The 21,985-nt window shown below is 69.1% G+C and carries 24 protein-coding genes and 1 pseudogene; 18 read left to right on the top strand and 7 right to left on the bottom strand.

Annotated features, from left to right (window positions below):
* Positions 1–461 precede the first annotated feature (461 nt).
* Positions 462–1,133, bottom strand: a complete 672-nt coding sequence (locus ACWDN5_RS38635) for a TetR/AcrR family transcriptional regulator (protein WP_449679768.1) — start codon at positions 1,131–1,133, stop codon at positions 462–464.
* 92 nt (positions 1,134–1,225) lie between these two features.
* On the opposite strand from ACWDN5_RS38635, the gene ACWDN5_RS38640 reads away from it, so the two are divergent.
* From ACWDN5_RS38640 to ACWDN5_RS38660, 5 genes are all read left to right on the top strand, one after another.
* Positions 1,226–2,677 (top strand): MFS transporter, encoded by a 1,452-nt coding sequence (locus ACWDN5_RS38640; RefSeq protein ID WP_449679769.1) that lies wholly within the window; start codon positions 1,226–1,228, stop codon positions 2,675–2,677.
* 17 nt (positions 2,678–2,694) lie between these two features.
* Positions 2,695–3,102, top strand: coding sequence for a PPOX class F420-dependent oxidoreductase (locus ACWDN5_RS38645; RefSeq protein WP_449679770.1), 408 nt, complete (start codon positions 2,695–2,697; stop codon positions 3,100–3,102).
* Positions 3,103–3,117: 15 nt separating this feature from the next.
* Positions 3,118–4,032 carry an NADP-dependent oxidoreductase gene (locus ACWDN5_RS38650; RefSeq protein WP_449679771.1) on the top strand — a complete coding sequence of 305 codons (915 nt, stop codon included), beginning with the start codon at positions 3,118–3,120 and terminating at the stop codon, positions 4,030–4,032.
* Positions 4,033–4,125: 93 nt separating this feature from the next.
* Positions 4,126–4,737, top strand: a complete 612-nt coding sequence (locus tag ACWDN5_RS38655; protein WP_449679785.1) for an SDR family NAD(P)-dependent oxidoreductase — start codon at positions 4,126–4,128, stop codon at positions 4,735–4,737.
* 239 nt (positions 4,738–4,976) lie between these two features.
* Positions 4,977–5,960 carry a YdcF family protein gene (locus tag ACWDN5_RS38660; RefSeq protein WP_449679772.1) on the top strand — a complete coding sequence of 328 codons (984 nt, stop codon included), beginning with the start codon at positions 4,977–4,979 and terminating at the stop codon, positions 5,958–5,960.
* A gap of 86 nt (positions 5,961–6,046) precedes the next feature.
* Here ACWDN5_RS38660 and ACWDN5_RS38665 read toward each other — a convergent pair whose 3' ends face one another.
* Entirely contained in the window at positions 6,047–6,256 is a 210-nt protein-coding gene (locus ACWDN5_RS38665) for a CsbD family protein (protein WP_449679773.1), read from the bottom strand.
* Between the two features lie 182 nt (positions 6,257–6,438).
* On the opposite strand from ACWDN5_RS38665, the gene ACWDN5_RS38670 reads away from it, so the two are divergent.
* The 9 genes and pseudogenes from ACWDN5_RS38670 (at position 6,439) to ACWDN5_RS38710 (ending at position 11,806) form a co-directional block, all read left to right on the top strand.
* Complete coding sequence (locus ACWDN5_RS38670; RefSeq protein ID WP_449679774.1) at positions 6,439–6,891, top strand: Asp23/Gls24 family envelope stress response protein; 453 nt, start codon at positions 6,439–6,441, stop codon at positions 6,889–6,891.
* The gene (locus ACWDN5_RS38675; RefSeq protein ID WP_449679775.1) at positions 6,888–7,163 is read left to right on the top strand and encodes a hypothetical protein; all 276 of its coding nucleotides are present in this window, start codon (positions 6,888–6,890) and stop codon (positions 7,161–7,163) included. The genes ACWDN5_RS38670 and ACWDN5_RS38675 overlap by 4 nt, the downstream gene beginning before the upstream one ends.
* A gap of 11 nt (positions 7,164–7,174) precedes the next feature.
* Complete coding sequence (locus ACWDN5_RS38680; RefSeq protein ID WP_310971717.1) at positions 7,175–7,351, top strand: hypothetical protein; 177 nt, start codon at positions 7,175–7,177, stop codon at positions 7,349–7,351.
* Positions 7,352–7,354: 3 nt separating this feature from the next.
* Positions 7,355–7,729: an Asp23/Gls24 family envelope stress response protein gene (locus tag ACWDN5_RS38685; protein WP_449679776.1), complete on the top strand. Its 375-nt coding sequence runs from the start codon at positions 7,355–7,357 to the stop codon at positions 7,727–7,729.
* Positions 7,726–8,253, top strand: a complete 528-nt coding sequence (locus ACWDN5_RS38690) for a DUF6286 domain-containing protein (RefSeq protein WP_310971715.1) — start codon at positions 7,726–7,728, stop codon at positions 8,251–8,253. The genes ACWDN5_RS38685 and ACWDN5_RS38690 overlap by 4 nt, the downstream gene beginning before the upstream one ends.
* Positions 8,250–8,807: an alkaline shock response membrane anchor protein AmaP gene (locus tag ACWDN5_RS38695; RefSeq protein WP_449679777.1), complete on the top strand. Its 558-nt coding sequence runs from the start codon at positions 8,250–8,252 to the stop codon at positions 8,805–8,807. Before ACWDN5_RS38690 ends, ACWDN5_RS38695 begins: the two co-directional genes overlap by 4 nt.
* Positions 8,808–9,026: 219 nt before the next feature.
* Positions 9,027–9,245 (top strand): annotated as a pseudogene (locus ACWDN5_RS38700) (hypothetical protein); the annotation flags it as partial.
* Between the two features lie 358 nt (positions 9,246–9,603).
* Positions 9,604–9,966: a hypothetical protein gene (locus ACWDN5_RS38705; protein ID WP_449679778.1), complete on the top strand. Its 363-nt coding sequence runs from the start codon at positions 9,604–9,606 to the stop codon at positions 9,964–9,966.
* 922 nt (positions 9,967–10,888) lie between these two features.
* Entirely contained in the window at positions 10,889–11,806 is a 918-nt protein-coding gene (locus tag ACWDN5_RS38710) for a DUF1996 domain-containing protein (protein WP_449679779.1), read from the top strand.
* Between the two features lie 52 nt (positions 11,807–11,858).
* Here the strand turns inward: ACWDN5_RS38710 and ACWDN5_RS38715 are convergent, their stop codons facing one another.
* From ACWDN5_RS38715 to ACWDN5_RS38735, 5 genes are all read right to left on the bottom strand, one after another.
* The gene (locus ACWDN5_RS38715; protein ID WP_449679780.1) at positions 11,859–12,398 is read right to left on the bottom strand and encodes a DUF305 domain-containing protein; all 540 of its coding nucleotides are present in this window, start codon (positions 12,396–12,398) and stop codon (positions 11,859–11,861) included.
* A gap of 53 nt (positions 12,399–12,451) precedes the next feature.
* Positions 12,452–13,792 (bottom strand): GH1 family beta-glucosidase, encoded by a 1,341-nt coding sequence (locus ACWDN5_RS38720; RefSeq protein WP_449679781.1) that lies wholly within the window; start codon positions 13,790–13,792, stop codon positions 12,452–12,454.
* 33 nt (positions 13,793–13,825) lie between these two features.
* Entirely contained in the window at positions 13,826–14,665 is an 840-nt protein-coding gene (locus ACWDN5_RS38725) for a carbohydrate ABC transporter permease (RefSeq protein WP_310971707.1), read from the bottom strand.
* The gene (locus ACWDN5_RS38730; protein ID WP_310971706.1) at positions 14,658–15,497 is read right to left on the bottom strand and encodes a carbohydrate ABC transporter permease; all 840 of its coding nucleotides are present in this window, start codon (positions 15,495–15,497) and stop codon (positions 14,658–14,660) included. Before ACWDN5_RS38730 ends, ACWDN5_RS38725 begins: the two co-directional genes overlap by 8 nt.
* A gap of 126 nt (positions 15,498–15,623) precedes the next feature.
* On the bottom strand, positions 15,624–16,940 hold the full coding sequence (locus ACWDN5_RS38735) for an ABC transporter substrate-binding protein (protein WP_310971705.1): 1,317 nt from the start codon (positions 16,938–16,940) through the stop codon (positions 15,624–15,626).
* A 161-nt stretch (positions 16,941–17,101) separates the two neighbouring features.
* Here ACWDN5_RS38735 and ACWDN5_RS38740 point away from each other — a divergent pair, with 161 nt between their 5' ends.
* The 4 genes from ACWDN5_RS38740 to ACWDN5_RS38755 all read left to right on the top strand — a co-directional run.
* Complete coding sequence (locus ACWDN5_RS38740) at positions 17,102–18,268, top strand: ROK family protein (RefSeq protein ID WP_449679782.1); 1,167 nt, start codon at positions 17,102–17,104, stop codon at positions 18,266–18,268.
* Positions 18,269–19,040: 772 nt separating this feature from the next.
* Entirely contained in the window at positions 19,041–20,300 is a 1,260-nt protein-coding gene (locus ACWDN5_RS38745) for an esterase/lipase family protein (RefSeq protein ID WP_449679783.1), read from the top strand.
* 11 nt (positions 20,301–20,311) lie between these two features.
* Complete coding sequence (locus tag ACWDN5_RS38750; RefSeq protein WP_449679784.1) at positions 20,312–21,367, top strand: alpha/beta fold hydrolase; 1,056 nt, start codon at positions 20,312–20,314, stop codon at positions 21,365–21,367.
* Positions 21,368–21,409: 42 nt separating this feature from the next.
* Positions 21,410–21,985: AAA family ATPase (locus ACWDN5_RS38755; protein WP_449679786.1), on the top strand; the 576-nt coding region annotated here is incomplete at its 3' end.

Below are 21,985 nucleotides of genomic sequence, written 5' to 3' on the forward strand. Positions count from 1 at the left end.
GGCGCCCTCGCCCTCGAGACGCACCTGACCAAGGCGGAGCAGGAACTGCTCAACCCGATCGGCGTCAACTGCGTGCGGTCGTTCTCCGGCAAGGGGATGTAGAGGGAATCCCGTGCGCCGCTGACGACTGCACGGTGATGTTCGCGACGCCGTTTCCGCCGCTCAATGGCGCGGTCCAGCTCACGGTCGCCGCTCGCCGGGGTGCTGCCGCTGCCACCGCCGACCAGCAGCAACGCACCGTCGCCGGTGGAGGCCGGGCCGCTTTCGCACCACTCCGGTGCCCTGCCCGAAGCGGTCAGGGAGTCTGACGCCGCCTCGGGCAACGGCGGACCACGGAGTTGACGGCGAAGCGGCGGTTCGGGTGGCAGCCGGCGTGGCTGCTTGCGGAGGCCGAGGAACCACGGCCGCACGTCTACGGGCAGATGTGCTACGGGTTCGCGAGTTCGGCGAGCCCGCCGCGCTCAGGTCTTGGCCAGAAGCCGGTCGAGCACCCGGTCGAGCCCGAAGACGAACAGCTCGTCGTCCGGCCACCCGGCGTCGACGAACCCGGACGTGCTGAGCGTCGGATAGCGTTCGGCGGAATCGAGAATGTGCGCGCGGACCTTGGCGATCGCGGCCGGGTCGTCCAGCCGGCGCCAGGTGGCGTCCGCCAGCGACGCGCCGAGCACGAAGCCGGCGAGGGTGCGGGTCGCGGCCGCGAGCTCCAGCCCGGCCAGCCCGGCATGGACGAGGTTCGCCTGGATGAACTCGGTCCGCGCCAGCACGTTGGGCCCGAGCAGCGGGCGGCCGAGCAGCGCGGGCGACCACGGATGGGCGAGCATCGCGGCGCGCCAGCCGACGAGCAGCGTCCGGAGCCCGTCCCGGGGCTCCGAGCCGGGCGGGGGCACCGGCACTTCGCCGACGACGTGGTCGAGCGCGAGGTCGAGCAGGTCTTCCTTGGTCGCGACGTGCCAGTAAAGCGCGGTGGACGTCACCTCGAGCCGTTCGGCGAGCTTGCGCATCGTCAGCCGTTCCGCGCCCGCCGCGTCGAGTTCGGCGATCGCCGCGGTGATGATCCGGTCCAGGGTGAGCGGCGTGTTGCGCCTCGGCGGTCGCGGCGGCTCGTCCCGCAGCCAGAGGACGTCGTCGGTCATGACCGGTCACCTTACCCGTCCACATTTGACTTATCGATGATAAGTTAATATAACATCGGTAAGTCAAGTCCGTGAGCGATCGAAGGTCTCCCATGAAATCCGTAGCCGTCCCGAACCGGTGGCTCGCGCTGGCCGTCCTCAGCCTGGCCCAGCTGACGGTCATCCTGGACTCCACGATCGTGAACATCGCCCTGCCCACCGCACAGCACGACCTGGGCTTCTCCGATGACAACCGCCAATGGGTCGTCACCGGCTACGCCCTCGCCTTCGGCAGCCTCCTGCTCCTCGGCGGCCGCCTCGGCGACTTCTCCGGGCGCAAACGCTTGTTCATCGCCGGCATGCTCGGCTTCGCCGTCGCCTCCGCCCTCGGCGGCGCCGCGGACGGGTTCACCCTCCTGCTCATCGCCCGCATCGCCCAAGGCGCCTTCGCCGCCATCCTGGCCCCCGCCGCACTGGCGATGGTCTCGGTGACCTTCGCCGGCAACGCCGACGAACGCGGCCGCGCCTTCGGCGTCTTCGGCGCCATCTCCGGCGCCGGCGGCGCACTCGGCCTGCTCCTGGGCGGCGTCCTCACCCAGAACCTGTCCTGGCGCTGGTGCCTCTACGTCAACGTCGTCATCGCGGCGATCGCGATCGCGGGCGCGCTGGTCTTCCTCGTCGACCACGCCCGACCGGAACGCACCCGGCTCGACCTCGCGGGCACCGTCCTCGCGCTGCTCGGCCTGTTCGGGATCGTCTACGGTCTCGGCAACGCCGCGACGCGCGGGTGGACCGACGCCTGGACCCTCGGCCCGACCGCGTTCGGGGTGCTCCTCGTCGTCGCGTTCGTCGTGGTCGAACGCCGGGTCCGCGACCCCCTGCTGCCGCTGTCGGTGGTCATGGACCGCGACCGGGGCGCGTCCTACCTGACGATCGGCATTTCCGGCACCGGCGGCTTCGCCGTGTTCCTGTTCGTCACCTACTACCTCGCCGACACCCTGAAGTTCACCCCGGTGCAGAGCGGACTGGCGTTCCTGCCCATGGTCGTCCTCGTCATGGCCGGCGCGGTCGTCTCCGGCGCGGTGCTGCTTCCCCGCTTCGGGCCCCGCCCGATCGTCCCGCTCGGCAGCCTCCTCGCCGCGGCCGGCATGGTCCTGCTCACCGGCATCGACGCGGACTCGACCTACACCGGGGGCGTGCTGCCGGGCCTGCTCGTCATCGGCCTCGGTCTCGGCCTGATCTTCGGACCGGGGCAGAACGCGGCCACCAGCGGCGTCCGACCGCACGAAACCGGGGTCGCGTCCGCGATGGCCAACATCACCCAGCAGGTCGGCGGCTCGATCGGCCTCGCGGTGTTCAGCTCCCTCGGCGCGACCGCCACCACGAGCTACCTCACCGCCCACGCCGCGACCGACCCCGCCACCCTCGCCGCGGCGACCTTCGCCGGCTACCACTTCGTGTTCCGGATCGCCGCCGCGCTGTTCTTCGTCGGTGCCCTGCTCGCCGCCGGCCTCTTCCGCAGCGGCCCGCTCGCGGTCGCCCCCGACCCCGTCCTCACCCACTGACTGACCCGAGGAGCCACATGTTCACCGATAAGGAAATCCAGTACCTGAACGACCAGCCCCTGTGTCGCGTGGCCACCGCACAGCCCGACGGAACCCTCCAGGTCAGCCCGGTCGGCTTCACCTACAACCCCGACACGCAGACCATCGACCTGATGGGCCTGCACCTCCGCAAGAGCCGCCGCTTCCGCAACGTCGCCGACAACGGCCGCATCGCCCTCGTCATCGACGACGTCCCCAGCACCGACCCCTGGCGAGTCCGTTCCCTGGAAATCCGCGGCCACGCCGAAGCCATCACCGACGTCGACACTCCCGGCCACCACGACGACGCGATGATCCGCGTCCACCCGAAACGCATCATCGCCATCGGCGTCGAGGACTGGGACGTCGACTACACCAAGCAGACCCCCCACAGCCGCAACGTCTGACCGGAGACAACCACCATGAAAGCAGTGCAGTTCAAGCACTACGGCGGCCCCGAGGTCCTCGAACTGGTCGACCTCCCCGACCCGCACCCCGGCCCCGGCCAGGTCCGGATCACTGTCCGCGCGGCCGGGATCAGCGCCAGCGACACGAAAATCCGCCGCGGCGAACTCAGCTTCGGCGCCACCCTCCCCCAGACCACGGGCGCCGACGTCGCCGGCGTCGTCGACGAGATCGGCGACGACGTCACCGACGTCGCCGTCGGCGACCGCATCTTCGGCATCTCCGACAACCAGGCCGCCGCCGCCGAATACGCGCTGCTGACCTACCGGGCGCCGATCCCGCCCTCGCTCGGATTCGCCGACGCCGCCGGCATTCCCGCGGCTCTCGAAACCGCCACCCGCGGCCTCGACCAGCTCCACGTCACCGCCGGCACCACCTTGTTCGTCAACGGCGCCTCCGGCGGCGTCGGCACCGCCACCGTCCAGCTCGCCCTCGCCCGCGGCGCCCGGGTCATCGGCTCCGCCGGCGCCCGCAACAGTGGCTTCCTCAGCACCCTGGGCGCGGAACCGGTGGTCTACGGGGACGGCATGACCGACCGCGTCCGCGCCCTCGCTCCCGACGGCGTCGACGTCGCCCTCGACGTCGCCGGGAACGGCGTCCTGCCCGAGCTCATCGCCCTCGCCGGCGGAGAAGCGAAGAACGTCATCACCGTCGCCGACTTCGCCGGCGCCGAAGCGCACGGCGTGCACTTCAGCAACGGCTTCGCCGACGGCAACGCCTTCCACGCCCTCGCCACCGTCGGCGACCTCATCGAAGCCGGGAAGTTCTGGCTGCCGGTCGAACGGACCTACCCGCTGGCCGACATCGCCGAAGCCCACCACGCCGCCGAAACCGGCCACGTCCGCGGCCGCCTGGTCCTCATCGTCAACTGAAGGAAACCCCATGAGCGACACCGAATCCGCCCCACCGAACTCCTGGGCGCTCGTCACGGGTTCGACCAGCAGGCCGCGGAAACCCGTAAGGCCATCGAGTCCGCCGGCGGCCGGGCGGTCGACCTGATCGCCGACTTCGCCGACCCCACCGACGTCCGGCGGCTCATCGCCGAAACCCGGGAAGCGACCGCGAGCGGCACCGTCGACGTCCTGGTCAACAACGCCGGCGGCGGTGGGTTCGCGCCCACCGAGGACACCAGCGAGGACATGTTCGACACGGCGTTCGCCCTCAACGTCAAGGCGCCCTACCTCCTGACCGCCGCGTTCGCTCCCGCGATGGCCGAACGCGGCCGCGGCGCGATCGTCAACGTCGGCAGTCTCAGCACCACCATGGCCGCGTCGGGAACCAGCGCCTTCCAAGCGGCGAAAGCCGCCCTGAGCATGCTGACCAAGTCCTGGACCGCCGAATACGGCCCGCGCGGGGTGCGGGTCAACTCAGTCGACCCCGGCTACGTCCTCACCCGCGTCAATGAGCACATCCGCGACATGTTCAGCGGCTATCTCGCCACCCTCCCCGCCGGCCGCGGCGCCCAACCCGGAGAAGTCGCCGAAGCCATCCGGTTCCTGGTTTCCCCGCAGGCGTCCTACATCCAGGGTGCGACGCTTTCCGTCGACGGCGGCAAGAACGCGGTCGTCACGATGTGAGCCCGGTCCGAACGGGCAGCCCGCGCGACGGTCCGGTGCCGGCCGGGTGCACCTGCACCGGCCAGCACAGCACACCTCGTTCGGATCGGCCGCCCCGCGGCGATTTCCCCGGCAACGTCCGGTCAGGTGAACAACCGGCGCCAAAGAGTGACACACCCGGCCCGTCGAACCCTGAAGTCCGAAAATCCTTACTGCCGATCCGACACCGAGACCCGGAGGCGACAGCCATTCTCTATGCCTTGGCCGCGCTGTTCCTTGTCGTCGCGCTGGTGAGCATCCGGCAGGACCGCCGTCGGTTCCGCAACGCGGTCCTGCTCGGCCTGGCCGTCGCCAGCCTCGTCATCGCGCTGCTCGGCGACATCGACCGGCTTCCCCTCGACGTGGCCGGCATCGTCGTGTTCTTCGTCCTCCTGATACCGCTGATCACCGTCCTGGTGCTGGCGGTCTTCCTGCTCGCCAACGGTGTGACCATGATCCGGCGCGAGAGCAGGTCACTGGGCAACCTCCTCTCCTTCCTCACCGGCCTGGGCCTGCTCGCCCTCGTCGTCCTGCTGATCGCCGCCGAGTACACCCAGCACCCGGGCATCGGCGCGGTCGCCGTTTCGGCGCTGGCCGCCGTGGCCTACGTGAGCTTCCTGTTCTGCTGCTACCTGGGTTACGCCTTCCTCTACGGCCGGCTCCGCGTCCGTTCCGGCGTCGACTTCGTGGTCGTGCTCGGCTCCCGGATCATCAACGGCCGGATCCCGCCGCTGCTGGCCTCCCGGCTCGACAAAGCGATCGCCCTCTACCGGAACGAACGCGACCAGGGCGGCAAGCCGATCGTCATCACCTCAGGCGGCCAGGGAAGGGACGAAAACCAGCCCGAATCCCACGCCATGGCCGACTACCTCGTCGCGCACGGTGTTCCCGACGGCGAAGTGCTCCGCGAAGACCGCTCGGCGACCACCGCGCAAAACCTCACCTTCAGCCGCGAACTCATGCAGCACCACCGGCCCGGGTACCGGTGCGTGGTCGTCACCAACAACTTCCACGCCTTCCGCGCCGCGATCCTCGCCCGCACGGCGAAGGTGAACGGTCAGGTCGTCGGCGCCCCCACCGCCCTCTACTACTGGCCCAGCGCCACCATCCGGGAGTTCACCGCCATCCTCATGGAGCACCGGCTGGTCAACTTCGGGGTGACAGGGCTGCTCGCGCTCACTGGCTTCCTGGCCGCACTCCCCTGAGCCGGGCCGCACCCGCCACCGCCATCCGCGGGTGGTGGCCGGCGCGCTCCCTCTTGCCGCGCCGGCCACCGGTCTCCCGGGCGGGCTCAGTCCTTCTTCAGGACGTTCTTGATCTTTTCGGCGGCGTCGCCGACCGCGTCCTTGACGTTCTCGACCGCGTCCTTGATTCCGGCCTTGGCCTGGTCGGCCTGGCCTTCGGCGCGCAGCTCGTCGTCGCCGGTGACCTTGCCCGCCGTCTCCTTGGCCTTGCCGCCGAAGTCTTCGGCCTTGTTCCCGATCTTGTCGCCCAACGACATGAGTCGCTCCTCCCGTACCGGTCACCATCCCCTGTGGACGGTCCTGCCCATCAAGACACCGAGGGGGGCCGTTCGTCACTTCCCCGGCCGCGTGACCGTGTTCACTCGAACGTGGCCGTGATGATTCCGGCCCACCCCGGGTCTTCCCGGCACAACGGTTCACCCGACGAAGGAGGAACACCATGGCCGAGACGACCACGAAGACCCCCGCCACCACCACCGGGACGACCGGCGCGCTCGTCACCAGCCAGGGCGCGACCACGATCGCGGACACCGTGGTGCAGAAGATCGCCGGCCTGGCCACCCGCGAGGTGCCCGGCGTCCACTCACTCGGCGGTGGAGCCGCCCGCGCGTTCTCCGCGATCCGGGAGCGCATCCCGGGTGCGACCGCTTCCGCGGGGCAGGGCGTGTCGGTCGAGGTGGGCGAAAAGCAGGCCGCGGTCGACCTGCAGCTCGTCGTGGAGTACGGCGTGTCCATCGCCGACCTCTCCCGGTCGGTGCGGCGCAACGTGATCACCGCGGTCGAGCGGATGACCGGCCTGGAGGTCGTCGAGGTCAACATCGCCGTCGGCGACCTCAACCTGCCCGACGACGACGCCGACGACCAGGGCACCGACACCGGCCGGGTGCAGTGACGCCCGACGCGGTCGCGATCGCCGCCGCGGTGGCGGGCCTGCCGGAAGTGGCGGGCCCGCACGGTGGCCGGGTCGGGGAGATCGCGACGCTGCTGCCCGGACGCCGGGTCGCCGGGGTCCGCGTCGCCGACGACGAATTGACCATCGGCGTCGTGCTGCGCTACCCGGCCACCGCCGCCGCGGCGGCGGCCGCGGTCCGCGCTGCGCTCGGCCCGCTCGACCGGCCCGTGCGCGTGTTCGTCGGCGACGTGGCCGTACCCACCACTTCTTGACGGAGGTTCCCATGAATGCCACCAGGACCGGGTTGCTGACCGGTCTCGTGCTCGGCCTCGCCCTCGCCTTCGGCGGGTTCGGCGCGTTCCTGGCCGTCCTCGTGCTCGGCGCGATCGGCTTCCTGATCGGCCGCCACCTCGACGGCGCGATCGACCTTGCCCAGCTGTTCGGCCGGGACCGGGGCTGAGCCATGACGACGACGATGCCCGCCGAAGACCGGGGAGAACTGGTCATCTCCGGCCACGCGGTCGAACGGATCGCCGCGCACGCCGCCCGCGAAATCGACGGCGTCGGCGGCGCCGCCGGGCGCGTACTGGGGGTCGCGCTCGGCGGCGAAGACGCCGACCGCTCGGTGAAGGTCGACGCCGAGGTCGACGGCGACCGGGTGCGGCTGGCCACCCGGCTGTCGATCGGCTACCCGGCCTCGGTCGCCCGCACCACCGACCACGCCCGGACCCACCTGCGCGAACGGGTGAGCGAACTGACCGGGCTCGACGTCGAGCGGGTCGACATCACCGTCACCGCCCTGCACCCACCGGCCACGTCCTCGAGGAGGGTCTCGTGAAACGCCGCCCACGCCGCAGCACCCCCGCTGCGCTGACCGCACTCGTCCTGGCCGCGGCCGGCACGCTCGCCGCGATCGTGGCCATCCAGACGATCTTCGGCGAGCGCCCCTGGCTGGACTACGGCGCGACCGCACGGCGGCTGCACGACCTCCGCTGGGCCGACCTGCCCGTCGTCATCACCGGCGGCGTCGTCGCCCTGCTCGGCTCGGTCCTGGTGCTCGCGGCGGTGCTGCCGGGCAAGCTCACCGTGCTCCCCCTGCGCGGCGACCTCGACTCGGGGGCCTCGCGCCACAGCCTCGGCTCCACCCTCCGGACGGCCGCGGCACAGGTCGACGGCGTGGAGAAGGTGCGGCTGAAGGTCCGGCGGCGCAGCGTCCGCGTCCGGGTGCGGACCCGCCGCACCCGCCCCGACGGGATCGCCGACGCGGTCCGCGTCGCCGTCGCGGAGCGGCTGGACCGGATCGATCCGGTCCGCCGCCCCGAGGTCAAGGTCCGCCTCCGCGCAGTGAGGAGTACGTCGTGAACCGTCCCGCCGGACTCAACCGCACCCTGCTCGCCATCCTCGGGCTGCTCTTGCTCGCCGCCGGCGCGGTCCCGGCCGCGATCCGCTTCCACTGGCTGCCGGCGCTCGGCGCGGACCGGCCGATCGTGCCAGGCACCGAGCTGCCGCCGACTTGGGCGTGGTACGTGACCGCGGCCGCCGGGATCGTCGTCGCGCTGGCCGGGCTGCGCTGGCTGGCCGCCCAGCTGATCCGCAAACCCGGCAACCGCACCTGGCACTTCGAAACCGACACCGGCACCACGGACCTGGCCATCACCACGGCCGTCGCCCCGTTCACCGAAGAAGTGCGCGGTTACTCGGGCGTGCGCACCGCGACGGCGTCCCTCACCGGCTCCCGCGAGCACCCGGAGCTGCTCGTGGTCGTCTCGGTCGAGCAGGACGGCGACCCCGCCGAGATCCGCGACCGCATCCGCGACGAGGGGGTGCCCCGGCTGTGCCAGGCCCTGGACCTCGACGACCTGCCCACCCACGTCGAACTGCGCTTCACCACCGCACCCGGCTCCCGCGTCGCCTGACGCGCCCCCGCCCAGCCGGAGCACCCGGCGCCGTACTAACGCCGACGACCTGAGCACCACCGACACGGCGGCCATCGCGCGGTGGACCGACCTGGCCGAAACCACGTTCCTCCTCACGCCGTCGCACCCCTCGCGACTACCGCCTCCGGATCTTCACCATAGGCCGCGAACTGCCCTTCGCCGGCCGGTCAAGTCCGCATCCGCTCCGACGTCGACCTCTTGTGGTTCGCCGCGCCGCCGCTGCTGCGCGACGCCCCCGTAACCGAATCCGAGGTCCATGCTCTTGCCGCCGGGCTGCGTGTCGGGCCGCACCCAGCGGGAAGTGACGCGCAGTTCGAGGTCCGGGCGTTCACCGACGAGGGCACGCGGTGGGAGGAAGACCCGGTCACCGGCAGCCTCAACGCGGCTATCGCGCAGTGGCTGATCCCAGCGGGCGGTGCCCCCTCCCGTTATACCGCGACGCAAGGAGCAGCACTTCAGCGTCGAGGCCGAATTCGCCGACATCGAGCTGTTGAAGCGTTGTCGAAGACGGTACCGGCGCTGCCCAGCAGGACGGCGGTGATGGTCAGCGTCCGCAGCGCGGGGTGGCCTCGAGTACCCAGACGGCCAACGCGCCGACGAGGACGCCGCGCAGCAGCTCGGTCCGCCACATCAGGGCCGGGCGGTCATAACCGTCTTCGATCACCTTGCCGGAACCAGACTTGATCGATGGCCACGGTCCACACGGACCTCGGCGTCTTCGATTTCACATAAAAGCACGCTCCTCTTCAGCCGATTCCTGAAAACGGTGTCGTGAATGCGCCGGCAAATTGATCGCCGATCTGAGGGCCGTGACGTGGCGGCTGTTGCAGGCCGACGGCAACTCACCCGGGCCATCGAGTGCCAGTACACCAACGCGCGCCTGCTGGTGCCGTTGGTGGTACTGGTGCACTCTCCGCGGGTCCTGCCCGCCCCCATGCCGGCCGTGCTGTGCGTGCATCGCGACCTGCTGCTGCCCCAGTACATGCGCCAAGCCCGCACCGATCAGAAAACAGGGCTCGTCGCCCCCGTCTACCGGTCCGAGGCCTTGGCCGCCGCGCTGCGCCGCGCCAAGCTGGCCGGCACCTCAGTCGGTGTGCGGCGGCAGCGTTCCTGGTCAGCGACCGCGCCGGTCACCTGAGCGAGGTGGTACTCCGATCGACGGCGGCTTCACGGCGTGACTTTCAAGCTGGATCCGGATCGGCCTTCCGACCAGCCGGCTGCTCTGCGGCAACTTCTCCCGGTCCCCTGCGCCTCGCCGCGGCGCACCGCGTTGGTGGGAAAATTGCCGTCCAGAGTCTTGACGTCACCCCAATCGGGACGGTTTACTTTCAGTTGCCTCGATGGAACCGGTTCCGCGGCCGCCACCTGGAACACTCCAGCACTTCGGGTTGGTCGATGTAAATCTGCCACCTCACCCGAATGCCGAGCGAGCCGCATGCTTGCCTCGGCATCGTGACGCGCACAGTGCGCGACACGATGGATCAAGACTGACCAGGTGGGCTCGATGAGATCAAGGACGTTCTCCCGACCACGACGCACCGCAGCACCATCGACCGCAGCCGCGGGACGCATCCGCCGTCCGCTCCGGCCGAGTGGTGCCCGTGTCCGCAGAGTTGAGTCATTGCCGCGGGACTCCTGTGCCCACCACGGAGAATGGTGCGCCACCACCGATTCCGCGCCGCGGTCGACCGCGTTCGCCGACGCGAGCGGCAACACGACTCCCCGACAATAGGCTGCACTTTTCGCGCGCGACACTGAACGGCGCCCAGGCAATCCCCGTCACCACGACGGCGATAAGGCCATCTGCGGCCGCGTATGGCTGAAGCGCACACGTTCAGCCGCCCAGCGGTGTCAGCACGACCGTGCACTCCCTCGGCAGCTATTGCAGTAGTTCGGATCTTCGTAGCGCCTATCCACCATTTTGAAAACAAAGTGAGGAGATCTATATGCGAAATACGCCGAATCGGGCTGCCGGTTGCCGACCTCGACAGTTCCGGCTCCGGACCCGGGCCGTTCTCACCGCTGCCCTCGCTCTTGCGCTGGCCGGAAGCACCGCCTTCGTGGCCGGCGCGAGCGAAACGGGCTCCGCCGCCGCCGGCGCTTCGAGCAGCTCCGTCGCGGCGGATGCCGGCTGGGTGGACGTCGACCAGGCCCGGTACCAGCGCGAGCTGACCGACTACCAGCGCATCGTGCCGCCACCGGTGCCGGCCGGGACGACGAGGGTCCCCGAGTTCCACACCGACTGCACGATCGCGAACGAAGCCAAGGACGACGCGATCGTCTTCCCTCGCCTGCCCGGTGCCTCCCACATGCACACGTTCTTCGGGCCGCGGAACGACGCGTTCATGACAACGGAAACCCTTCTGACGGCCGGATCGACGACGTGTAACTCTCCCGGCGACAATGCCGCTTACTGGGTACCGCAGCTGCAGCGGAACGGGGTGGCCGTTCCGTTCAAGAGCATGCGCGTCTACTACGGTTCCCGGCTCCCCGACCCGTCGGCCGTCCGGCCGTTCCCGCCCGGGCTGGTGATGGTGCAGGGTGATGCCAAGCTGCAGGTGCCCACCCAGAAGGGCCAGGGAAACCAGTTCTGGTGCGCGGGCAGCGCCGAGGTCGGACGGAGCGCCGACGGGAACTGGCCTGTTTGTGCTCCTGGCGGGAACCTGATCTACCAGCTCGTGTTCAAGGACTGCTGGGACGGCAAGCACATCGACTCGCCCGACCACAAGTCGCACATGGGTGACCCGGTCGCCGGCAAGTGCCAGGGGAACTACCCGGTCGCGGTGCCGAACCTGTCGTACATGGTCAACTACGACATCCTGGGCGGCGACGGCCTCGCGCTGTCCTCGGGAATGGCGTCGTCGATGCACGGTGACTTCATGAACGGCTGGGACCACGTCAAACTGGCGGCACTGGTCAAGACCTGCCTGAACCAGAACGCCAAGTGCGGGACCACGCCGAGCTTCACCGGCGGCTGAAAGCGACGATAAGCGGCTGCCGTGCCGTCCCGATCGGCCGGCACGGCGGCCGCTATTCAACCAGCGCGGAGAGCTGGCCCTGTTCTTGCAGGACTCGCGAAGCCAGGCTCACGGTCTGCGGCTCCTTGCCGGACGACTTCTCGCCGAGCGCCAAACGTTTCTTCTGATCCAGGTGATCACGCAGGCACTTCTTGAAGTAGTTGTCGAAGCCGGCATCGCGCAAGGCACCGGCCTGGGTGACCTGGTTGGACGAAACCATCCCCGGCATCTCCATCCCCTTGTGGGGATTCTCCGCCGGGAGGCCGGCCTGATCGTGAAGCCGCCGTAGTTCCAGCAGCTCCGACTTCGTCGAGGCGTCGGCTTTTCTGCCGAGGTCGCGGACAGCCGCGGTTCCGGTGCGGCTGTCGACAAGGGCAAGCAGCGGAACGAGCTGCTCGTCCATGGCTATGGTGATCTCGATCCAAGCGCGGTCCGTAGTGGTGTACGACGCCGCGATAGGGACGGATGGATTTTCGGACTGACCGTGGAGTCCGGCGGCGCAGCCGCCGGCGAATACCATGCCCACGATGGCCAATCCGAGAAAAATGCGCATGGATCGATTACATGCCATTCGCTCCGACGATGTCAACTAACGGGGAGCAGTACTCAGGAGCGATTTCGGTGCTCGGCGATCAGGTCGGCGTAGAAGTGGCCGCTGGCTTTGACGGTCCGGAACTGCGTGCCGTAGTCGACCCGGACGAGGCCGAACCGTTTGTCGAGGCCGTTGTCCCACTCGAAGTTGTCCAGCAGGGACCAGGCGAAGTAGCCCTTGACCGGGGCGCCCGCCTCGGCGGCCGACGCGACCGCCGTGAGGTGTTCCTCGAAGTAGGCGATGCGGTCGTCGTCCTGGACGGAGCCGTCCTCGGCGACCTTGTCGTCGAACGCGGCACCGTTTTCGGTGATGTAGATGGCTTCCGCGCCGTAGTCGTCGTGCAGCCGGTGGATCAGGTCGGCCAGCCCCGGACCGTGGATTTCCCAGCCCATGGCGGTGGTACCCGCGCCCTCCGCCGGCACCTGCCTGGCGAAGGGCGCGGGGCCGGTGGGATCGTCCTCGACGATCTGGCGGAAGTAGTAATTCAGTCCGTGGTAGTCCGTGGGCGCCGCGATGACGTCGAGGTCGTTGCCGAGCACGGGCGGTTCGACCCCGTAGACCTCGAGCATGTCGGCCGGATAACCGCGCCCGTTGGCCGGGTCGAGCCACCACCGGTTGACGTGCCCGTCCATCCGCTTCGCCGCGGCGACGTCCTCGTCGCGGTCCGAGGCGGGTTCGATCCCCGACAGGTTGCAGACGAGACCGATGTTCGCAGGGCGAGCGGCGTGCGCCCGGATTGCTTCCACACCGAGCCCGTGAGCCAGCAGCAGGTGGTGCGAGGCGGGCACGGCTTGCTCCAGGTCCTTGACGCCGGGGGCGAACCGGCCCTCGAGGTACCCGAGCCAGGCGGCACACAGCGGTTCGTTGATGGTGCTCCAGTCCCGCACCCGGTCGCCGAGCCGGGCGGCGACGACCGCGGCGTACTCCGCGTAGGCGTAGGCGGTGTCCCGCTCGGGCCACCCGCCCGCGGTCTGGAGCGCCGAAGGCAGGTCCCAGTGGTACAGGGTGACGAACGGGCGGATCCCGGCTTCGCACAAGGCGTCGACGAAGCGGTCGTAGTGGTCGAGGCCTCGGGGGTTGACCTCACCGCGGCCGGTGGGGATCACCCGTGGCCAGGCGATGGAGAAGCGGTAAGCGTCCAGTCCCAGCTGCTTCATGATCGCCAGGTCCTCGGGCCAGCGCCGGTAGTGGTCGCACACGACGTCACCGGTGTCGCCGTTGTCGATGGCACCGGGTACCCGGCAGAAATCGTCCCAGATGGACGGCAGGCGGCCGTCGACGTCGACGGCGCCCTCGATCTGGTACGCGGCGGTGGCCGCACCCCACACGAAATCCGCGGGCAGCGAGAGCTTCAAGGCAAAACCTCATTCAGGGAGGGCGTGGGTGGGCTACTTGACGGCGCCGGCGGTGAGCCCGGACACCAGGTAGCGCTGGAAGAGGAGGAATCCGGCGACGATGGGAACCGAGACGATCAGGCTCGCGGCCATGACCTGGTTCCAGTACACCTGCACCTGGGTCGAGTACTCCTGGAGGCCGACGGCGAGCGTCCTGGTGTCCGAGTCCGTCATGACGGAGGCGAACAGCACCTCGCCCCAGGCCGTCATGAAGGAGTAGATCGACACGGCGACGATGCCGGGAACCGCGGCGGGGATGACGACGCGGATGAGCGCGCCCACCGGCCCGTTGCCGTCGACCATCGCGGCTTCGTCGAGCTCCTTCGGGATGGAGTCGAAGTAGCCCGCGAGCATCCAGATCGCGAACGGCAGGGAGAAGGTCAGGTAGGTCAGCGTCAGGCCGAGGCGGGAACCGTACAGGACGATACCGGTGGTGTTGCCGATGCTGACGAAGATCAGGAACAGCGGCAGCAGGAAGAGGATGCCGGGGAACATCTGGGTCGACAGGACGGTCATGGCGAAGAAGTTCCGGCCGCGGAACTTGTACCGGTTGATGGCGTAGGCCGCGAAGATCGCGATCAGCACCGAGCAGACGGTGGCCGCGCCGGAGATGACCAAGCTGTTCAGGAAGTACTTGGCGAGCGGGATGGTCTCCCAGATGTCGAGGAACGGCTGGATCGTCACCGTCGTCGGAATCCACTGCCACACCCCTTGGACGTCCCCGAGGGGTTTCAGCGACGTGGACACCATCACGTACAGCGGCAGCAGGGTGAACAGCGCGAGGAAGCCGAGGACGACGCGGCGGGCCCAGGGGACCCAACGGGGCTCAGACACTGGCCGTCCTCCTCCGGCGGGCGGTCAACGCGAGGTACGCGGCGCTGACCAGCATCAGGAACAGCAGCAACAGCACCGACATGGCGGAGCCGAGACCGAAGTTCCAGGTCACGAACGAACTCTGGTAGATGTGGATGGAGATCAGCGACGCCTCGCGCGGCGCGGACTTCCCGAACAGGACGTACGGGGTGTTGAAGTCGTTGAACGTCCACAGGAACAGCACGAGCAGCAGCACTTGGTTGACCGGCCGCAGCATGGGCTGCGTGATCGCCCGGAACTGGGTCCACCAGCCGGCACCGTCGATCGAGGCCGCTTCGTACAGCTCCCCCGGGATGTTCTGCAGCCCCGCCATGACGATGAGGAACGCGAACGGCCAGTTCCGCCACACCGACACGGTGAGCAGCGACCAGAAGCTGTTGTCCCCGATCAGCCAGAACGAGTGGGTGCCGAGCAGGCTGTTCACCAGGCCGGTGTCGCGCTGGAACATGAACGACCAGGTGATGACGGCGGCGTACATCGGCAGCGCGTACGGAACGAGGAACAGCGTCCGCAGCAGCCCGCGCCCGCGGAAGCTGCGCTGCATCAGGACCGCGGCGGACGTGCCGAAGAGCCAGCAGAAGCCCACCGACAGCACCGTGTACTCGACGGTGATCCCGAACGAGTGCGCCAGCGCCTTGCCCGTGGCGGTGTCGAAGTCGAGGACGAACTTGTAGTTGTCGAGCCCGGCACCCGGGGCTGCCGACCAGTTCCGGATGTAGTACTGGGTCAGCTTGACGAAGCTCATCACGACGCCGACGAGCATCGGGACGACGTGGATGAGCAGTTCGAGCAACAGAGCGGGTAACAGCAGGAGGTACGGGAGGGCCGGCCGGCGGCGGGTGCGCCGCGGGCTTCCGGGCCGGGGGGCTCCGGCCGACTTTGCGGCCGGAGCCCCCCGAACAGCGGTCGTCATTCCGGGTCAGCTCCCGGCCGCGATCTGCTGGTCGGCTTGGGCCAGCTGATCCTTGATCTTGCCTGCCTCGACCGTCCGGCCCGCCGCGACGTCGGCGAACATCGTCTTCATGGCGGTGCCGATCAGCGTCTCGAACTGCGACTCCTGGGGAACCTGCGGCATGGGTTCGGCCGTGGTGCTCAGGACGGACTGGAACACCTTGACGTCCTCGGTCTGGAACGCCGGGTCACTGTAGGCGTCCTGGACGGTGGGCAGCGAGCCGTAGGTCTTGTTCAGCTGCGCCTGCTCGGGCGCCGAGACCATGAACTTGACGAAATCCAGTGCGGCTTGCTGGTTCTTGGTGGACTTGAAGACCGCCAAGTTGATCCCCGCGACGAAGCTGGTGACCTTCCGGCTGTTCGCGGGCGGGGTGGCCGGCAGCGGGATCGGCGCGACGCCGATGTTGGCCAGGTCCGCGCCGATGTTCTTGAACGAACCGGCGGACGCCTGGTTCATGAACATCGCGGCTTTGCCGTCCGCGAGGTCCTTGAGGGACTTGGCGGTGTCGGCGTACTCCGCGTTCGACGGGTTGACGATCTTGTCCTTCTGCATGAGGTCCACGTACTGCTGGACGGCCGCGACGGCCGGGTCCGACGCCAGCTGCGGCTTGCCGTCCGGGGAGAAGAAGTTCGCCCCGTGCTGAGCGCCGAGGATCGCGGCGTGGTGGCTGTTCTCGGTCACCTGGCCTGCCTGAAGCGACAGTCCCCACTGCCCCTTCTGCGGATCGGTGAGCTTCTTGCCGTCCGCGACGAGCTCTTCCCACGTCGCCGGGGGCGCGGTGATACCGGCGTCTTTGAACAGCTTCTTGTTGTAGTAGAGGCCGTAGGCCTGGCCGTAGAGCGGAACGCCCACGGGAGGCTGGCCGCTCGCACCGGTCGCGGCCAGCGAAGGTCCGAGGAACCGGGACTTGCCGCCGACCTTCTCGAGGTTGGCGTCGTCGAACGGCAGGAAAGCGCCGGTCGCCTGGAGCGACGCCGACCACGTGTTGCCGATGTTGAGGACGTCGGGCCCCTGGCCGGAGGTCGTGGCGGCCAGGATCCGGTTGAGCAGATCCGACCAGGGAACGACCTCGAGCTTGACCTTGACGCCGGTGGCCTTCTCGAACTTGTCGAGTTCGGGCTGCAGGACCGCTTTGTCGTTGTCGAGGCTCGTGCCCTGGTTGGAGGCCCAGTAGGTGAGTTCCTTGGGGCCGTCGGCCGATGTGGAGTCCCCGCCGCCGCAGGCGGCGGTGGTGGCGGCGGCCAGCGCCAGGACGAGCGCTGACGCGGTGGTTCTCATTCGCATCTGAAGTCCTCGGGGTGCGCGGACGAGCCACGAAGGGTCTTTGTGACTCAGGACACAGCTTAATTCGCGCCTTGATTTAACTCGTGTGACCAACAAGAGTCAAGGGCGTGAACCGCCTTCGTTCACGCGTGGAAGAAGTGGTTACCGGGAGAATCCAGACCATGACGCAGCGCCAACCGAGCACCGTGGGCGCTCTGGGTCGAGACAACCGCTCGCTCTTGCTGCGGTCGCTGTACTTCAGCGCTCCGGCCAGTCGCCAGGCTCTGGGAGCGGCCACCGGACTGAGTGCGGCCTCGGTCGGCAAAGTGGTGCGCGAACTGGTCGGCGAAGGCATCGTGACCGAGGACGGCTCGCTGGACTCCGACGGCGGGCGGCCGCGAAAGCTGTTGCGCATCGCCCCCGGCTACGGCTTCGTGGTCGGAGTGGACGTCGGCGAAGCGAGGATCCGGATCGGGCTGTTCGACCTGGCGATGACCGAGCTCGCCAAAGCCGACCGGCTCATCGACTCCCGCCGGCACGGTCCGGAAACGGTCGCTTCGCGAATTCTCGCGGGCTTGACCACTGTGCTGACGAAGAGCGCCGTTGCCTCCGACGCAGTGCTCGGAGTCGGCGTGGGCATACCCGGCAGTGCCCGGCGAACGCCCGAGAGGACGGAGAGCCTCAATTGGAACCCCGTTGTCCTCGAACAGCTGCTGGGCAGGGGAACCGACCTGCCGCTGCATTTCGACAGTCGCGCCGGCACCATGGGACGGGCCGAGCTGTGGTTCGGCAGCGGCCGGGAAACGCCCGGCACGGTGGTCGCATTGCTGGGCTCGGACGTGGGAGCCAGTGTCGTTTTCGGAGGCCCCACCACCCACGGCACCTCGACAGGCGTGGGCGAGTTCGGGCACACCGTCCTCGTCGCCGGCGGGCGCACTTGCCGGTGCGGCAGCAAAGGCTGCCTCGAGGCCTACGTCGGCGCCGAGGCGATCCTCGACCGTTTCCGCGAAGCGGGCGGGATCATCCCGGAAGACGCCGACCTGCGACCAGCCCTTACCGCCATCGTCCACGACGACCAGGGAACCGGAGTCCTGACGGAGACTCACCACTACCTCGGCGCGGGTATCGGCGGCCTGATCAATCTGCTCAACCCCGCCCGCGTCGTCCTCGGCGGCTGGGCCGGCTTGCTCCTCGGCCAGCGCAACCTCGACGCGATCCGCGACGCTGCCCGCCGCCACTCGCTGAAGCACTCGTTCGCCACGACAACGATCGACCTGTGCAGCCTCGGCCCGGACGCCGCAACACGCGGTGCCGCCACCCTCCCCCTCGAGCACTTCCTGAACGGCTAAAGCAAGTCAAGCGTGCTTGGAGCAGCTCAGCCTGGCTTTGGCACGGGCCTGTCGGTCGCTCAAGTCGTGGGTGGCCTAGTGAAGACCGGAGAAGGGTAGCAATGGGGCCTTGGAGAAGCTTCTCGCGATCATCACCTCGGCCGACAACGCAGGCCCCGACCAGATACGGAATGCCGGTGATAGTCACCTGGCCGTCCGTTGTCCCCGATCATTCGATCTCGACCGCGCCGCCCCGGGCAGCACCGGGATGCCGTTGCGGCGGCGCAGCGCGGGCTTGGCGAGCGGCGGCCCAGCTCGCCATTACCGCCACCGGCCGCATGACCGGCCCCACGACGAACGTCGAGAAGGCATGGGTCCTCGATCGACATCACCGGCGGCAACTTCCGCTCCGCGTCATCGCTTCGCGGCTGGGCTACGATCGCCCCAGCTTCAAGATCGCGTTCCGCGATCCGTGGGGTAATACTGTGTCCGAGGACCGAGTTGATCTCTAACCCCACCCTGAAGTTCGCCGCTGACCTGCAGCTTGATTGAGCTGCCTCCTGCGGGAATCTCACACGTTTCGTGTTCAAGGCAGGCCCTGTCTGCGCGTCGACGCGGCGGGCCCTCGCCCGAGGCACCCTGGACCGAGCACCTTCGGCGACCCGTGACCGCACCCTCGATGTGGTGCCCGCGACCATGTCCGCGGCGCGCGGGACGTGGCCGGCGCACATTGCCCCGGCTCGCTCGGTAGCCGATAGTTGCGGAGTTCCCCCGGTGTCGTGAGGAGCCCGTCGTGCGCCTGCTCAGCCTGGTGGCCGCTGCCGCCATCGTCGTCGGTGTGGAGGTCGCCGCGCCGGCGCTCCCAGTTGCCTCGGCCGCTCCCTCCTACCTGACCAACGAGGCGACGTTCAGCACCGTCGCCAACGGGTGGGACAAGGTGGAGCGCTACCGCGACACCACACCGGGATTCGCCGACGACCAGTACCCGCCGGACGGACGGGGCAATCAGGACGGGCAGCGGCTGACCTTCTTCGGCGGCGTGGCGCAGCCGTCCTCGTCGCGGTTCCTGCTGTACTCCGCACCCGGCTGGTCGACCGGCGCGAAGGCCACGCCGGTGCTGCTCGTCCACGGTGCCAACGACAACCCCGACCGGGCATGGGCCAACCCGAACGAATCCGGCGGCTTCGGGTGCGGTTCGGCGAGCTGCCCGTCGACCGGGCTGATGCAGTACCTCAGCTCGCGCGGGTACCGGGTGTTCGCCATCGGCTTCGCGCACAAGCAGGGCGAGAACCGCCAGCAGGCACAGCAGGTCGGTGACGCGATCGCGCTGATCAAGTCACGGCTGGGGGTGGGCCAGGTCGATCTGGTCGGCTGGAGCAAGGGCGAGCTGTCCACCCGGATGTACGTCTCCTCGGTGAAGCCCCCGTGGGGCCGGGCCTACGCCGGCGACGTGCGCAAGCTGATCACCCTCGGCGGGCCGAACGGTGGCTACGACTACCCGTTCGCGCACGGCTACGCGCACGACCTGTCGATCTGGCCGGAGTGCGGCGTCGGCATCAACGCGCCGAGCCCGCACACCAGGATGACCTGCTACGGCAGGTACACCTACCACCCGGAACTGTCGATCACCCCCACCGCCGGCTGGGACACCTACCCCGGGCAGCGGCAGATGCTGGCCCGCTTCGACAGCACGTTCGGCGTCGACGGCTCGCAACAGGACTGGTACACGACCTACTACGGCGGCCAGGGCTTCTACACCGACGGGACGGGCATCCAGGCCGCGATCGACGCCGGGTCGATGATCTCTGCCATCCAGTCCGCCGGCACCCCGGCAGGCGTCTCGGTGTACCTGCTGGCCGGCGGCTCGCCCACCATCGTCGGCGTGTTCAACGAGAACCGCGGCCCGAGCGACGGCATCGTGTTCGTGGCCAGCGCGTTGGACAGCACGGGCATCGGCCGCCTCGCCGGGACCGCACTAGTCGGCTCGGTGAACCACCTGCAGCTGGGCTGGGCGTCGGCGTCGATGTCCCAGGTGACGAGCTGGCTGGCGTGAAAGGGACGACTGTGACCACACTCCTCGACGGAATCACCTCGGCGAAGGTGCCGACCGACCGGCTGACCACGCACGTGCTGGAGGTGGCCGGCCGCGAGCACGGCGAGCCGGTGGTGTTCGTCCACGGCAACGTCTCGTCCTCCGCCTTCTGGCAGGATTCGATGCTCGACCTGCCGGAACGGTACCGCCCGATCGCGGTGGACCTGCGCGGCTTCGGCGGCACCGATCCGTTGCCGGTGGACGCGACGCGGGGGGTACGCGACTACGCCGACGACGTGGCCGCCACGCTGGCCGCGCTGGACGTGGCCGCCGCGCACCTGGTCGGCTGGAGCATGGGCGGCGGCGTGGTCCTGCAGCTGCTGCGCGAGCACACCGCACTCGCACGCACCGTGACACTGGTCAACCCGGTCTCACCCTACGGCTTCGGCGGCACCAAAGGCGCGGACGGCGAGCTGGTCGACGCGGCGGGCGGCGGCTCGGGCGGCGGTGGCGGCAACCCGGACTTCGTCGCCCGGCTCAGGGACGGCGACATCTCCGACGAGTCGCCGTTCTCCCCCCGGCAGGTGCTACTGGCCTTCTACGTCAAACCGCCGTTCCACCCCGCCCGCCTCGACGACCTCGTCGAGTCGATGCTCACCACCCGCGTCGGTGACGACCACTACCCCGGCGACTTCACCACGACCGACGCGTGGCCGGGCGTCGCGCCGGGCACCCGTGGCGTGCTCAACACCCTGGCACCCGGCCATTTCCGCCTCGACGACCTCGACACGATCGAGCGCAAGCCCCCGATCCTCTGGGTGCGGGGAGCCGACGACCAGATCGTGTCCGACACGTCCATGTTCGACCTCGCCCACCTCGGCCGGCTCGGTGCGGTGCCCGGCTGGCCGGGCGAGGCCACCCACCCCGCGCAGCCGATGGTCACCCAGACCAGAGCCGTCCTCGACCGCTACGCCTCGGCGGGCGGCCACTACCGCGAGGTGGTCATCTCCGACACCGGCCACAGCCCGCACATCGAGAAGCCGAAGGAGTTCTCAGCGGCGCTGCTCGAGGGGTTGGCCCAGGGCTGAAAAGCATCCGACACCGCCATCCGCCGCCTTGGCGGGATCACGATCGGTCCGCGGGCTGTTGCAGGCCGCGACGCCACTACCGACCTTCCGGCTTCGCCGGGGACCGGCAAGACCTACATCGCCCGGAAGCCGGCGGAGTGGATCGCGAAGTCCGCTGACCGGGTGCGACTGGTGCAGATCCACCCGACCTACTCCTACGAAGACTTCGTCGACGGCTACCGGCCACGGCAGGACGGCAGCGGGTTCGACCTCACCAAAGGACCGCTGCTGCGCATCGCGGAAGAAACAGCCGCGCACCCGGACAACCAATACGTGCTCGTCATCGATGAACTGAACCGGGCGAACGTCGCCCAAGTCTTCGGGGAGCTCTACTTCCTCCTCGAGTACCGCAACGAGTCAGTTAAGCTGCTCTACTGGCACCAACCGGTACAACTGCCGCCGAACTCGACGAACCGGCGGCGCGGCGGGTCAAGCCGTGTCCGGGACGAACCCCAGCATGATCTCGACCTCCAGGTCGCTCACGCTTTGCAAGTCGATGATCCGGCCGAGGTCGGGCACCTCGACTCCCGGCGGGAACCGGTCAGTGTGCTGGAGGCGGTCACGGTCACAGAAATTATG

Source organism: Amycolatopsis sp. NPDC003731 (genome assembly GCF_053586895.1).

Coding starts and splice junctions, on each gene's coding strand:
- ACWDN5_RS38685 (WP_449679776.1), top strand. CDS start 7,355: ATGACGACGACGATGCCCGCCGAAGACCGGGGAGAACTGGTCATCTCC.
- ACWDN5_RS38650 (WP_449679771.1), top strand. CDS start 3,118: ATGAAAGCAGTGCAGTTCAAGCACTACGGCGGCCCCGAGGTCCTCGAA.
- ACWDN5_RS38665 (WP_449679773.1), bottom strand. CDS start 6,256: ATGTCGTTGGGCGACAAGATCGGGAACAAGGCCGAAGACTTCGGCGGC.
- ACWDN5_RS38715 (WP_449679780.1), bottom strand. CDS start 12,398: ATGCGCATTTTTCTCGGATTGGCCATCGTGGGCATGGTATTCGCCGGC.
- ACWDN5_RS38735 (WP_310971705.1), bottom strand. CDS start 16,940: ATGCGAATGAGAACCACCGCGTCAGCGCTCGTCCTGGCGCTGGCCGCC.
- ACWDN5_RS38680 (WP_310971717.1), top strand. CDS start 7,175: ATGAATGCCACCAGGACCGGGTTGCTGACCGGTCTCGTGCTCGGCCTC.
- ACWDN5_RS38640 (WP_449679769.1), top strand. CDS start 1,226: ATGAAATCCGTAGCCGTCCCGAACCGGTGGCTCGCGCTGGCCGTCCTC.
- ACWDN5_RS38740 (WP_449679782.1), top strand. CDS start 17,102: ATGACGCAGCGCCAACCGAGCACCGTGGGCGCTCTGGGTCGAGACAAC.
- ACWDN5_RS38635 (WP_449679768.1), bottom strand. CDS start 1,133: ATGACCGACGACGTCCTCTGGCTGCGGGACGAGCCGCCGCGACCGCCG.
- ACWDN5_RS38645 (WP_449679770.1), top strand. CDS start 2,695: ATGTTCACCGATAAGGAAATCCAGTACCTGAACGACCAGCCCCTGTGT.
- ACWDN5_RS38705 (WP_449679778.1), top strand. CDS start 9,604: ATGCGCCGGCAAATTGATCGCCGATCTGAGGGCCGTGACGTGGCGGCT.
- ACWDN5_RS38670 (WP_449679774.1), top strand. CDS start 6,439: ATGGCCGAGACGACCACGAAGACCCCCGCCACCACCACCGGGACGACC.